We start from the raw sequence: 12,819 nt of genomic DNA, 5'->3' as shown, positions 1-12,819 counted from the left end.
ACTGCGCGCACTCGTTGAATTCTTGCGCTGGCCGCCTGGTTCATTGCCAGATTTCCGCAACGCGGGACGAGGTTCGCCGGTACCGGCGCGTCCGGTAGATGGGTCGCCACCGCCGAGGTGGGCGGTGGCGCTGAGACAGGGACTGCCGGTCCCTGGACAAGTGGGCCCTTCATCCGGTCCATGGCTCGGCCCAAGCTGGGGCGCGGCGAGTGGTTTGTCCGGATCGCGTGACCAGCACGCGGCGGCCACCCGCCATGAGGGAGCCGTCCCATGACCACACAGGGCAAGATCGCGATCATCACGGGAGCCAACCGGGGCCTGGGGCGCAGTGCCGCGCTCCGGCTCGCCGAGGACGGTGTCGATCTGATCATCACCTACCGCTCCCACGCCGACGAGGCCGACGCCGTTGTCGACGCCGCGGCAGGGCTGGGCCGTACCGCTTTCGCCCTTCAGCTCGACACCGGTGCGCTCGAATCGTTCGACCGGTTCACCGACGACGTGCGCCGTGTGCTGAAGGACGGCTGGGGCCGGGAGAGCTTCGACTTCCTGGTCAACAACGCCGGCGGCGCCCTGATGGCGCCGTTCGCGGAGACCACTCCGGAGGGCTTCGACCAGCTGATGAATGTGCACTTCCGCGGTGTGTACTTCCTGACCCAGGGACTCGTACCGCTCATCGCGGACGGCGGGCGCATCATCAACGTCTCCACGGGACTGACCCGATTCACCGGTCACGGTGCCTCGGCGTACGCGTCGATGAAGGGCGCCGTCGAGGTTCTCACCCGGTATCTCGCCAAGGAACTCGGTCCGCGCGGCATCACCGTGAACACGGTCGCTCCCGGTCCCGTGGCCACCGACTTCGCCGGCGGCTTCATACGCGACAACGAACAGGTCCGCGCCCAGTTGGACAGCCAGACGGCGCTGGGCCGGGTGGGAGAGCCCGAGGACATCGGCGGTGTCGTCGCGGCGGTGCTCTCCGAGCACACCGGATGGATCACCGGGCAGCGTATCGAGGCCTCGGGCGGCACTCTGCTCTGAGCGGAGCGGTACGAGGTGGCGCGCGGTTCCATGATCCCGCGCGCCACCGTCGCCACACCTGGGCGCATCCGGGCGTACCTGGGCTCCGATGACCGAAGAGGGAGACTGAGCAGATGGACCGAGCACAACTGGCGGACTTCCTCCGCACCCGCCGCGAAGCCCTTCAGCCCGAGGACGTCGGCCTCCCCCGCGGCCCGCGTCGGCGCACCCGTGGTCTGCGCCGCGAAGAGGTGGCGGCTTTGTGTGGTATGTCCACCGACTACTACAGCCGTATCGAGCAGCAGCGCGGTCCGCAGCCCTCGGAACCGATGCTCGCCGCGATCGCGCGCGGACTGCATCTGTCCCTGGACGAGCGCGACCATCTCTTCCGGATGGCCGGGCACAACACTCCGGGCCGGGCGCTCCGCGGCGACCATGTCAATCCGGGCATCATGCGCATCCTGGACCGGCTGGACGACACTCCGGCCCAGGTCATCAACGGAATCGCCGAAACACTGACGCAGACCAGACTCGCGGTCGCGCTCCTCGGCGACGAGACCCACCACACCGGTCTGGCGCGCAGCCTGCTCCACCGCTGGTTCACCGATCCGCGCGCACGGCTGATCTATCCGGAGGACGACCATCCGACGCACAGCCGGTTCTTCGCCTCCCAGCTCCGCGTCGCCTACTCACGCCAGGGCGCGGACTCCCGCGCCGGGCAGATCGTCACCGCGCTCCTGGAGGAGAGCGAGGAGTTCGCCGCGCTGTGGAGTGCGCATGAGATCGGCATCCCGCGCGACGAACCGAAGCGGATCCGCCACCCGGAACTGGGCGTGCTCGAACTGCACTGCCAGGTCCTCTTCGACGTCGACCAGGCGCAGGCCCTTCTCGTCTACACCGCCACGCCCGGTACGGAGAGTTACGAGAAGCTCCAGCTCCTGTCCGTCATAGGCGACCGGCAGCCCCACACCTGACGGCGGTCAGCCGCCGTCGCCTGAGCCCGAGCCCGAGCCCGAGCCGGAGCCGGAGCCCGCATCGGCCGACGTGCGATCGGCGAAAACGCCGTGGAGTATCCCGGTGGCCTGGCCCACCTCGACCAGATATCCGTCCGGATCACGCAGATAGCAGCGCAGCTCCGCCTTGCGGTCGAGCGGCTCGGTCAGGAAGTGCGCGCCCTTCGCGGTGGCCTGCTCATAGAACGCGGCCAGATCGGCGACCCGTACATTCAGGAACGAGGACACGGGGTCGCCGGGAGCGGGCGGAGTGAGGATGACATCGGGCTTGTCCGGAGTGGGTCCGCCGCCCGGGTTCATGATGATCCAGCCGTTGGCCACCTTCACGATCGCGGGATTCTCGGCGAGCACCACCTCGCCGCCGAGGATGTCCGCGTAGAAGCGGCTCGAAACGCCGACATCACGCACCGTGAGGAAGTGCGTCAGGACCAGCCCCTGTGACGGTGCCGGAAGATCTTCTCGTCGCGCCATCGCCGTCTCCCTAGCTCACCCGCCCGAGCTCACCCGCCCGACAGCACCGCACCGTGTGCGGGACCGCACAGCGTGTACGGGCCGCTCCGCCATGTCCACTCTGCTGGCCCCAGGACACCCGGGCAACTCAACGGGCGCCGACAGGGCCGCAATCGCGCCGAATGAGACAGCCGGAGACGGAACGGACCGCAGGGCCGTACGGGCGGTATGCGACAGGCCGTCCGTATCCCGTCTTCCGTTGTGCCGTACGGACAGGGCGCGCCAAAGCGGTGATCACGGACATGCCAGGCCCGCCCATGAGAAGCGGCGGGAGACGCCGGGATCGCCCGCGTTTTTCCGTCATGTTTCACAACCGGCGCACGGAACCCGCACGCACCCATCACCATATGAGACATCAGTGCACGGCGCCGGTTCTCTGTACGAGGGCCGGCGCCGTGCTGGGGGCCGGGGTCCGGCGGTCGGGAGAGCCGACCGGACCCGCCGGGGAGGGATTCGACCGTATGAAGCGGAGCATTCGCACGACCGCACTGACCGCCGGAGCGCTGCTGCTCGCGCTCGCGTTACCCGCGGCGCCGGCGCTCGCCGATGAGCCGGCGCCCCGTATCGATCTGCGCGTCCTGGTGGTCGCCGACGGCGGTCCGGCCACGGCCGCCATCGCCGCCGAACTCGACACCGCCGGCACGCCGTACACCGTGGTGGATCTCGGACGCTCCGACCGGCCCGTGATCGAACCGGCCTTCCTGGCCGATACGGTGGACGGCCGGCCACGGGCGAAGTTCCAGGCCGTGGTCCTGCCCAACGACAATCCGTTCAACGCCGGCTCGCCCGAGATGGCCGCCCTCGTCGCCTATGAGCGGACGTACGCGATCCCGCAGGTCGACGCGTACACCTACGCACGGCCTCAGGCCGGTCTCGAAGTGCCCACCAGTGGCGGCTACAGCGGTTCCCTGGACGGTGTACGGGCCGAGGTGACTCCCGCGGGCAGCGCGGGCCCGTTCGGCTATCTCGACGGCGAGGTGCCCTTCGAGGACAACGCGCCGGACATCGGGGAGAGTTACGCCTATCTCTCCCGGCCGCTGGCCGGCGCCGACTTCACCACCTATGTGGACGCGCCGATACCCGGCTCCACCGCCAGAGGCTCGCTCGTCGGCGAGTACCGGCACGACGGCCGCCGGGAACTGGTGGTCACCTTTGTATACAACCAGTACCAGCAGCAGTTCAGGCTTCTCGCCCGTGGCATCGTCGACTGGATGACCGAGGAGATACGCCTCGGTGGTTCCCGGAACTACTTCGCCGTCCATGTGGACGATGTCTTCGGCGCCGACGACCGCTGGGACCCGCTGCTCAACTGCACTCCCGGCGATGTGGACTGCCCGCCTGGCCAAGGCACCCAGAATCCCATCCGGATGTCGGCCGAGGACGTACGCGACGCCGCCGACTGGTCACGGCGGCGCGGCTTCGCGCTCGATCTGGCGTACAACGGCGCCGGCAGCGAGCAGCACCGCGAGGACAACGGCGGAGCCGATCCGGCCACCGATGAATTCCTGGCCAGGCGCGCCGACTTCCGCTGGCTCAACCACACCTACGACCACGCGTTCCTCGGCTGCGAGCAGAATGTCACCGTCGTCCCGTGGAAGTGCGCCACCAATGCCGACGGCAGCACACGCTATGTCAGCCGTACGGAGATCTCCCGGCAGATATCCGAGAACCGGCAGTGGGGCGAGCGGGCCGGACTCCCGTTGCGGAACGACGAGTTGGTGACCGGTGAGCACTCCGGGCTGAAGGTGCTCCCGCAGCAGCCCGACGACAACCCGAATCTCGCTCCCGCGCTCGCCGACAACGGTGTCGCCTGGCTCGCCTCCGACAACTCCCGCGACCCGGGCCAGCGCGCCGTCGGTCCCGCCCTCACCGTGGCCCGGTACCCGATCAATATCTTCTACAACGCGGGCCGGACGTCCGAGCAGGTCGACGAGTACAACTGGCTCTACACCAGCCGGGCGCAGGGCGGCAGCGGTCTGTGCGAGGACCTCGCCAACACCACCTGCCTGGACGCGCCACTGGACACCGCGACCGGCTACACCAACCACATCGTGCCGCTGGAGACGAGCATCGCCCTCGGGCATGTCCTCGCCAACGACCCGCGTCCGCACTTCATGCATCAGTCCAATCTCGCCGAGGACCGGATCGGATACCCGGTCCTGGACGCGGTCCTCGACCGGTACGCGGCGCTCCACGCCGACAACACGCCGCTGGTGAACCTCCGGATGAGCGACATCGGTGAGGAGCTGCGCGAGCGGACCGTCTGGAACACCGCCGTCAAGAGCGGCGCCGTCACCGGCTACCGGATCGGCGACGCCGTGACCGTACAGGCGCCGCAGGACGTGGCCGTCACGGCCACCATGCCGGCCGGGACCGCCCAGAGCCTCCCGGCGGGGACCACGGGCTTCGGCGAGCCGTACGCGGGAACCGTCTCGGGCTGGGTCTCGCGGGCGGCCGGCCAGGACAGCGTGACGCTCACGCTACCGCAGGCTCTCGTGCCCGCTCACGCCGTAGCGGACCAGGCAGCCGGCCACGGCGACCGGACCGCGCGTCGCGCCGAGGAGCCACCACTGCGGACCGCGCCGCGCGCGCCGGTACCCGCCGGTGTCCTGCGGCCGGAACGGCCCGTGGGGACCGTGCAGCCCGTGCGGTCCGTGCAGCTCGGCACCGAGCACTGATCCCGGCACCTTTCTCCCGGCACCGGGTCCTGTCCACCGCTCGGTCGGCAGGGCCCGCCACGCCACCGCACTCTTCTCGCCGTGGAGCGCCTCCATGCCCCAGCGTCACCGCACGCCGCGTCCCGGCGCGGCGCGTGTCACCCTCCTCACCGAAGGCACCTACCCCCACAGTCACGGCGGCGTGAGCGTCTGGTGCGATCAGCTCGTCGGCGGTATGCCCGACATGGACTTCCATGTCGTCGCGGTCACCGGAACCGGCCGCGAGAGCGCCGTATGGGAGCTGCCGCCGCAGGTGACCGGGCTGGACCCGGTCCCGATGTGGGGGCCCGCTCCCGACGGAGCCCTGCCGCGCGGTCGCGCGCTGCGCCGGCTGATGGCCGCGTACGAACGGTTCCTGACGGCGCTGCTCGATCCGGCCGCAGAGAGCGGTTTCGCTCCCGCCCTCTACGAGATGGCGCGCGCCGCGCAGGACGGGACGCTCAGCCCGGCCCTGCGCGACAACCGCGCGGTGCGGATACTGACCGCCGTATGGAACCGGCCGGGACTGCCCGTACGCGAGGCCCGCCCGACCCTGTACGACGCGGTCACCGCCACCGGACTCCTGGAGCACGCGCTGCGCCCGTTCGCCGCCCGTCCGCCGGAGCTGGGCGTGAGCCACGCGGTCAGCGGCGGTGTCGCCGTGCTGCCGGGCCTGGCCGCGGCAGAACTCCACGGTGTCCCGCTGCTTCTGACGGAGCACGGCGTCTATCTGCGGGAGCGCTATCTCGGCTACCGGACCGCTCCTTACCGCTGGCCCGTGAAGGCGGTCCTGCTGGGCTTCTTCCGGCTGCTGGCGGAGGAGACGTACCGCAGGGCCGCGCTGATCACTCCCGGCAACCGCTACAACCGGCTCTGGGAGGAACAGGGCGGAGCCGATCCACGGCTGATCCGCACGGTCTACAACGGAGTCGATCCCGCGGCCTTCCCGCCCGCCGGACCCGAACCGGCCCTGCCGACCCTGAGCTGGGCGGGACGCGTCGATCCGATCAAGGACCTGGAGACACTGATACGGGCGTTCGCCCGGGTCCGCGCGGAGCTGCCGCAGGCGCGGCTGCGGCTCTTCGGCGGTACTCCGCGCGGCGGCGAGGCCTACCGGGAGCGGTGCGAGAAGCTCGCCGCCTCCCTCGGCCACGGCGACGCGGTCACCTTCGAGGGACGGGTCGAGGACATCAAGGACGCCTACGCGGCGGGCAATGTGGTGATGCTCTCCAGCATCAGCGAGGGCTTTCCGTTCACTCTGATAGAGGCGATGTCGTGCGGGCGGGCGACCGTCTCCACCGATGTCGGCGGTGTGCGCGAGGCGGTGGGACCGACCGGTCTGGTGGTACCGCCGCGCGAGCCCGCCGCCATGGCCGCGGCGGCGCTGGAGCTGCTGGCCGATCCGCCACGGCGTGCCGCGATGGGCGAGGCGGCGCGGCTGCGCGTGATCGAACAGTTCACGCTCAGACAGACGGTGGACACCTTCCGGGCCATCTATCTGGAACTGTGCGCACGCGGCACCTCCGTTCCGGCCGTACCGCGCGCCGACGGCCCCGCGCTGCCTTCAGGGCTGCCCACGGCGGTGCCCGCACCGGTGTCCGCCGTCCGGCTCCCCTCCGCGGCGAGGGCGACGGACCTCGCTCCGGCCGGGCGTCCGGCCGTCGCCGATCTCGAAGGAATGGCGGGATGAGCGGCCCGATATCCCTGGAACCCGATGACGGACAGGACGACACCCTCTCCCTGAGACTGGCCGACTCCCGAAGACCGGCCGGCTCCCGGAGACTGGCCGGCTCCCGGAGACTGGCCGATGACACGGCCCTCGCGCCGAACGACACGACGCTCGCGCTGCGGCTGCCCCGTACCGGCCATGTCGGACGGCGCTCGCGGACCGACGATCCCGTGGACCGGCTGGCGGCCGAGCTGGCTGATCGGATAGGGCCCGCCGTGCACGCGTACGAGGTGGCCGCGCTGCTGGAGTCCGAAGGTCTGACCAGTGAGCGGATACAGCATCAGTACGGGCATCCGGATCTGTTCTCGCTCGCCGAGGATCTGTTCCACAAGGTGCCCCGCAGCTTCCCGGAACCGCCTTCGCCGCCCGATCCCTGGGCACCCGACCATGTACGGTGCGCCCTGCGCGGAGCACTGTTCGCCCTGCCGGCCCTGGCGTATCTACTGGTTCCTCCGCTCTGGCACGGCGGACGGGAGACCCAGGGACTGATCGCCGCCGCGCTGCTCTCCTGGGCATGGGGCCAGGCCCTCGGGCACCGTACCCATCTGCGGCTCACCGTCGGCCCGCACGAGGCCGGCCGGACGCTGCTCGTCGGCGCACCGGCGGGAGCGCTGCTGGCGTCGGCTGTGGGAACGGCCGTCGCCGGGCCCGGTCCCGCGGCGCTCTTCGCCGTGGCGCAGTCCTGCTATCTCGCGGCGGCGGGTGTTCTGCTGGTGCTCGGCAGGGAGCGCGTTCTGCTGGCCGCGCTCGTTCCGGTGGCCGCGGGAGCGGCGGCGCTGCCCTGGTGGCAGCCCGGTCCGCTGCCGCGCACCGCGCTTCCGCTGCTCACTCTGGCGCTGGCCGTCGCGGCGGCGGGCCATGCCGTACGAGGAACGCTCAAGGCGCCGCCCGGGCCCGGCGCCCGGCGGCCCCCTCTGCGGGCCTCCTTGCCGTACGGTCTGTTCGGTCTGGCGGCCGGAGTGCTGGTCCTGTCCGTAGGGCGCGGCCATACGCTCGCGGTGGTCGTACTGACCGTGAGCATGGGCCCGGCGGAGTGGCTGCTGTACCGCTACCGCGGGCTCTCGGTGGCGGCCCTGCGCGCCACCACGACACCGCGCGCCTTCCGGCTGCGCTCGGCCGCCGTACTGGCGGTCTGTCTGGTGGCCTATGTCCTGCCGCTGATCCCGGGAGCGCTGCTGACCGGTGCCGATCCGCTGCCGCTGGCCGCGCTGGGAGCGACGCTGTGGACAGCTCTGCTGCTCCAGGCGTTCGGTATCGGCCGGCTCCCGGCGGCGATCTGTTGCACGGTGGCGGCGGGCCTCACCGCCGGGCACCTGCTGCACGCGCCACCGGGGCCCTTGACGCTCGCGCTGTCCTGCGGCGCCGCGGCGGCCGTGCTCGCCGGCTGTGCGCTGTGGCTGCTGGGCAGACCGACGGCGCACGCCTGACCGGACCTGCCGCGCCTGCCGCGCCTACGTAGCTGCCGCCGCCCGCCGCGTACGACGGCCGGGCCACCGGTCACCACCGTCCGCGTACGACCACTCGCCCACGACCACCCGCAGACAACCCGAGGAGACACCCGTTGACATCCGTACCGCTCGTAGCCGTCACCGGAGCCGAGGGCTTCATCGGCTCGCATCTGACCGAGGCACTCGTGGCGTCCGGACACCGGGTCCGGGCCATGGTGCAGTACAACTCCTTCTCCTCCTACGGCTGGCTGGACAGCCTGCCGTCCGATGTCATCGACCAGGTCGAGATCGTGCTCGGAGACATCCGTGACCCGGGCTCCGTCCGGGCCCTGGCCGAGGGCGCCGAAACGGTTTACCACCTGGCCGCGCTCATCGCGATCCCCTACTCGTACCAGGCACCTCACAGTTACGTGGACACCAATGTGACCGGCACCCTCAATGTGCTGGAGACGGTCCGCGCCCTGGGCACGCCCAGGCTGGTGCACACCTCCACCAGCGAGACCTACGGCACCGCGCGCACCGTGCCCATCACCGAGGACCATCCCATCCAGACCCAGTCGCCGTACGCGGCCTCCAAGGCGGGCGGCGACCGGCTCGCCGACAGCTACCACGCCAGTTTCGGCACTCCGGTCGTCGTCCTGCGTCCGTTCAACACCTATGGTCCGCGTCAGTCCATGCGGGCCGTGATTCCCACGGTGATCGGCCAGGTCGCCGCCGGTTCACGGACCGTCACGCTCGGGGATCTGCGGCCCACCCGCGACTTCACCTTCGTCTCCGACACGGTCCGCGCCTTTCTGGCCGTGGGGACCGCTCCGGCCGCGACCGTCGTGGGCCGGACCTTCAACGCGGGGACCGGGGACGAGATCTCGATCGGTGATCTGGTCCGGCTGATCGGCAAGGTCATGGACGCCGAACTGACCGTACGGGAGGACGAGCGGCGTATCCGTCCCGCCGACTCCGAGGTGATGCGCCTGGTCGCGGACGCCGGCCGGCTGCGTACGGCCACCGGCTGGGCGCCGGAGCACGATCTGGAGAGCGGACTCGCCCGTACCGCCGACTTCTTCCGCGATCCCGCGAACCTCGCCCGCTACAAGGCCGGTGTCTACCACATCTGATCCGCGCGCCACCTCGATTCCGTCATCCCGATGACGCCATAGACAGGGAGACATCCCATGCACGCAGTGATCCTCGCCGGAGGCAAAGGCGTCCGCTTACGCCCTTACACCACGGCACTGCCCAAACCTCTTGTACCGATCGGCGATCAGCACGCCATTCTGGAGATCGTGCTCCGTCAGCTCGCCGCCGCCGGATTCACCAGTTGCACGCTCGCCATCGGCCATCTGGGACAGATCATCCGCGCCTATGTCGGCAGCGGCTCCCGCTGGGGGCTCCGGATCGACTACTCCAGCGAGGAGAGTCCGCTGGGCACCTTGGGCCCGCTCCTGACCATGCGGGACCGGCTGCCCGAGACCTTTCTTGTGATGAACGGCGACATCCTCACCGATCTCGACTACCGCGATGTGCTGCTGCGTCACCGCAGTTCCGGCGCGCCTCTGACGATCACCACCTACGCGCGCAAGGTGCATATCGACTTCGGTGTTCTGACCACGGACGCCGGACGGGTCGTCGGTTTCACCGAGAAGCCGAGTGTGGACTACCGGGTCTCGATGGGCGCGTACGGGCTGAGCCGGGCGACTCTCGACGCCTACACACCGGGACTGCCGCTCGGCTTCGACGAACTCGTCCTCGATCTGCTCAAATCGAGCAATCCTCCGCATGCCTACGAGTTCGACGGATACTGGCTCGACATCGGCCGCCCGGACGACTACGACCGCGCCAACGCCGAGTTCACCACCTACCAGTCCCTTCTGCTCAAGGGAGCCTGAGCACTCCATGCGCATCCTCGTCCTGGGCCTCACCGGATACCTGGGCGGACACGCCGCCGAGCAGCTTCGCGCCCTGCCCGGCGCGCGGCTGCTCGGCGGCGGCCGGGCCCCGGCCGCGGGCTTGGCCGTCGACCTCGCCACCATCGGCTCCCGTCAACTGGCGGACAGGATCGCCTCGTTCGCGCCGGACGCGGTCGTCAACTGTGCGGGAGCCGTCGGAGGTGACGCCGTGACACTCGCCGAGGTCAACGCCCGAGGTCCCGCTGTGCTCTGCGCCGCCCTGCGCGAGGCGGCTCCCCGGGCGCGGCTGGTCCATCTCGGATCCGCCGCCGAGTACGGTCCGACCGCTCACGGCGAGCGCGTCACCGAGAGTGCCGCCACCCGGCCGACCGGTCCGTACGGTGCCACCAAGCTCGCGGGCACGGTCGCCGTCACCGCGTCCGGGCTGGACTCCGTCGTCCTGCGCGTGGGCAATCCGGTCGGGCCGGGCGCGCCGGCGGCCGGACTGCCCGGCCGTCTCGTCCGGCAGCTCCGGCGGGCCGGGCAGGCCGACGGAGATCCGGACGCCGTCGTGCGTCTCGGCGATCTCTCGGCGTACCGCGACTTCGTGGACGTACGGGACATCGCCCGCGCGGTCGTCCTGGCCACCACCGCACCGGGCCCGCTGCCTCCCGTACTGAACATCGGCGGCGGACGGGCCCTCCCGGTCCGCGATCTGGTGCACGGTCTGGCACGGGCGGCGGACTTCCGGGGCAGGATCGAGGAGAGCCGGGACGGCTCCCCGCGCTCCTCGGACGTGTCCTGGCAGTGCTCGGACATCACCGCCGCCGCGAACGCGCTCGGCTGGGTTCCCCGTTACGGACTGGCGGAGTCCCTCGCCGATCTGTGGGCCTCCGCGCGCACCGGGCCGGAACCGGAACCGGAACGGGCACAGACACCGGAATCGGCACCGGCACCGGAATCGGCCGGGGACCGTGGCCGATGAGCCTGCTCGTACCGCTCTACATCCATCCCGTCGAGGATCCGGCCGCCTGGCGGCTGCTGACCTCGGCGGCCGACCATGTCTACGGCGTCGTACTCAACCCAGGTGACGGTCCCGGCCGTTCCTCCGATCCCGCCTTTGTCTCCGCCGCACGTGCGCTGCGCGACGCGGGCACACGCGTCCTCGGTTATGTCGATCTCGCCTACGGGAAGCGGCCGGGCACCGCCGTACGGGACGATCTCGACCGCCATCGCGAGTGGTACGACGTCGACGGCTGCTTCCTCGACCGCGCGCCGGCCGGGACCGCCGAACTGCGCCGCTGTCGGCGTCTGGTCCGTGCCGCACGGCGCCGGGGAGCGGCCACGGTCGTGCTCAACCCGGGTGTCCATCCGGCCCGCGGCTATGCCCGGATCGCCGACCTGATCGTCACCTTCGAAGGGCACTGGACGACCTATCTGTCTCCTTTCGTCCGTCCGCGCTGGACCTCCCGCCATCCGTCCGAGCGGTTCTGCCATCTCGTGTACGGCGTGCCGCCTGCGCTGACCCGGCTCGCCGTCCGTACCGCCCTGGAGCGTGGCGCGGCCGTCTCCTGCCCGGTCGCGGGCGAACTGCCCAACCCATGGGCGGCGCCACCGTTCGCCCTGCTCCGGAAGGCGCCATGACGCGTTCACTCCTCGCTCAACCGTCCCGGCGCGCCCGAAGCGTGCCGCTCATGGCCCTCCTGCCTCTCGCCGTCCTTGTGCTGCTCCTGCTGGTGACGGGCTGCTCGCCGGCCGGCCCGGAGAAAGGCACAGCGACCGAGAAGCCGACCTCGGCCGGACGCTGGGCGCCTCGGCCGGGCAGCGCCTGGCAGTGGCAGCTCGACGGCCGGGTGGATCCCGGGATCGATGTGCCCGTGTACGACATCGACGGCTTCGAGAACACCGTCGCCGATGTCGCCCGTCTCCACCGGGACGGACGGAAGGTCATCTGCTACATCAACGCCGGTGCCTGGGAGGACTTCCGCCCGGACAGCGACGCCTTTCCGGCCTCCGTCCGTGGCCGCCCCAACGGCTGGGACGGCGAGCGCTGGCTCGACATCCGGCGCCTCGACATCCTGAAGCCGCTGATGGAGAAGCGCTTCGACATGTGCCGGGCGAAGGGATTCGACGCGGTCGAACCCGATCTGCTCGACGGCTATCTCAACGACACCGGATTCCCGCTCCGCGCCGCCCATCAGCTCGCCTACAACCGTATGATCGCCCGGATCGCGCACGAACGGGATATGTCGGTCGGCCTCAAGAACGATCTGCCACAGGTGCCCGCGCTCGTGGGCACCTTCGACTTCGCCGTGAACGAGGAGTGCGCACAGTACGACGAGTGCACGCTGCTCACTCCCTTCGTGGAGGCCGGGAAGGCCGTCCTCCATGTCGAATACGCGCTGTCCACCAATGATTTCTGCACGCAGAGCCGCCGTCTGGGATTCTCGTCCATGCGCAAGAACCTCGATCTCGACACCTGGCGCCAGGCCTGCTGAGCCACCCGGCCGGACCGGCCCACCG

At 70.5% G+C, this 12,819-nt stretch carries 11 protein-coding genes; 10 read left to right on the top strand and 1 reads right to left on the bottom strand.

Annotated features, from left to right (window positions below; translation table 11 throughout):
* Positions 1–270 precede the first annotated feature (270 nt).
* Together ACFV6H_RS28375 and ACFV6H_RS28370 are read left to right on the top strand one after the other, a co-directional pair.
* Positions 271–1,035 (top strand): SDR family NAD(P)-dependent oxidoreductase, encoded by a 765-nt coding sequence (locus ACFV6H_RS28375; protein WP_385547527.1) that lies wholly within the window; start codon positions 271–273, stop codon positions 1,033–1,035.
* Positions 1,036–1,148: 113 nt separating this feature from the next.
* The gene (locus ACFV6H_RS28370; protein ID WP_385547524.1) at positions 1,149–1,988 is read left to right on the top strand and encodes a helix-turn-helix transcriptional regulator; all 840 of its coding nucleotides are present in this window, start codon (positions 1,149–1,151) and stop codon (positions 1,986–1,988) included.
* Positions 1,989–1,994: 6 nt separating this feature from the next.
* Here the strand turns inward: ACFV6H_RS28370 and ACFV6H_RS28365 are convergent, their stop codons facing one another.
* Positions 1,995–2,498, bottom strand: coding sequence for a VOC family protein (locus ACFV6H_RS28365; RefSeq protein WP_385547521.1), 504 nt, complete (start codon positions 2,496–2,498; stop codon positions 1,995–1,997).
* Between the two features lie 500 nt (positions 2,499–2,998).
* Here ACFV6H_RS28365 and ACFV6H_RS28360 point away from each other — a divergent pair, with 500 nt between their 5' ends.
* From ACFV6H_RS28360 to ACFV6H_RS28325, 8 genes are all read left to right on the top strand, one after another.
* Complete coding sequence (locus ACFV6H_RS28360; protein WP_385547518.1) at positions 2,999–5,215, top strand: hypothetical protein; 2,217 nt, start codon at positions 2,999–3,001, stop codon at positions 5,213–5,215.
* Positions 5,216–5,309: 94 nt separating this feature from the next.
* The gene (gene pelF / locus ACFV6H_RS28355) at positions 5,310–6,923 is read left to right on the top strand and encodes a GT4 family glycosyltransferase PelF (RefSeq protein WP_385547515.1); all 1,614 of its coding nucleotides are present in this window, start codon (positions 5,310–5,312) and stop codon (positions 6,921–6,923) included.
* A complete protein-coding gene (locus tag ACFV6H_RS28350) occupies positions 6,920–8,389 on the top strand; it encodes a hypothetical protein (protein WP_385547512.1) in 1,470 nt (489 codons plus the stop codon). The genes pelF and ACFV6H_RS28350 overlap by 4 nt, the downstream gene beginning before the upstream one ends.
* 134 nt (positions 8,390–8,523) lie before the next feature.
* On the top strand, positions 8,524–9,525 hold the full coding sequence (locus ACFV6H_RS28345; RefSeq protein ID WP_385547509.1) for an SDR family NAD(P)-dependent oxidoreductase: 1,002 nt from the start codon (positions 8,524–8,526) through the stop codon (positions 9,523–9,525).
* A 57-nt stretch (positions 9,526–9,582) separates the two neighbouring features.
* Entirely contained in the window at positions 9,583–10,296 is a 714-nt protein-coding gene (locus ACFV6H_RS28340) for an NDP-sugar synthase (protein WP_384780876.1), read from the top strand.
* A 7-nt stretch (positions 10,297–10,303) separates the two neighbouring features.
* Positions 10,304–11,281 carry an NAD-dependent epimerase/dehydratase family protein gene (locus ACFV6H_RS28335; protein WP_385547505.1) on the top strand — a complete coding sequence of 326 codons (978 nt, stop codon included), beginning with the start codon at positions 10,304–10,306 and terminating at the stop codon, positions 11,279–11,281.
* On the top strand, positions 11,278–11,940 hold the full coding sequence (locus tag ACFV6H_RS28330) for a spherulation-specific family 4 protein (protein ID WP_384780882.1): 663 nt from the start codon (positions 11,278–11,280) through the stop codon (positions 11,938–11,940). The genes ACFV6H_RS28335 and ACFV6H_RS28330 overlap by 4 nt, the downstream gene beginning before the upstream one ends.
* Before the next feature lie 50 nt (positions 11,941–11,990).
* Positions 11,991–12,794: an endo alpha-1,4 polygalactosaminidase gene (locus ACFV6H_RS28325; protein ID WP_385547502.1), complete on the top strand. Its 804-nt coding sequence runs from the start codon at positions 11,991–11,993 to the stop codon at positions 12,792–12,794.
* Positions 12,795–12,819 lie beyond the last annotated feature (25 nt).

This window comes from Streptomyces sp. NPDC059743, assembly GCF_042732975.1.
In the GTDB taxonomy this organism is placed as follows: Bacteria; Actinomycetota; Actinomycetes; order Streptomycetales; family Streptomycetaceae; genus Streptomyces.
The sequence above is the reverse complement of the archived record's forward strand: the minus strand, read 5'-3'. Positions and strand labels throughout refer to the sequence as shown.

Coding starts and splice junctions, on each gene's coding strand:
- ACFV6H_RS28375 (WP_385547527.1), top strand. CDS start 271: ATGACCACACAGGGCAAGATCGCGATCATCACGGGAGCCAACCGGGGC.
- ACFV6H_RS28370 (WP_385547524.1), top strand. CDS start 1,149: ATGGACCGAGCACAACTGGCGGACTTCCTCCGCACCCGCCGCGAAGCC.
- ACFV6H_RS28365 (WP_385547521.1), bottom strand. CDS start 2,498: ATGGCGCGACGAGAAGATCTTCCGGCACCGTCACAGGGGCTGGTCCTG.
- ACFV6H_RS28360 (WP_385547518.1), top strand. CDS start 2,999: ATGAAGCGGAGCATTCGCACGACCGCACTGACCGCCGGAGCGCTGCTG.
- pelF (WP_385547515.1), top strand. CDS start 5,310: ATGCCCCAGCGTCACCGCACGCCGCGTCCCGGCGCGGCGCGTGTCACC.
- ACFV6H_RS28350 (WP_385547512.1), top strand. CDS start 6,920: ATGAGCGGCCCGATATCCCTGGAACCCGATGACGGACAGGACGACACC.
- ACFV6H_RS28340 (WP_384780876.1), top strand. CDS start 9,583: ATGCACGCAGTGATCCTCGCCGGAGGCAAAGGCGTCCGCTTACGCCCT.
- ACFV6H_RS28335 (WP_385547505.1), top strand. CDS start 10,304: ATGCGCATCCTCGTCCTGGGCCTCACCGGATACCTGGGCGGACACGCC.
- ACFV6H_RS28330 (WP_384780882.1), top strand. CDS start 11,278: ATGAGCCTGCTCGTACCGCTCTACATCCATCCCGTCGAGGATCCGGCC.
- ACFV6H_RS28325 (WP_385547502.1), top strand. CDS start 11,991: ATGGCCCTCCTGCCTCTCGCCGTCCTTGTGCTGCTCCTGCTGGTGACG.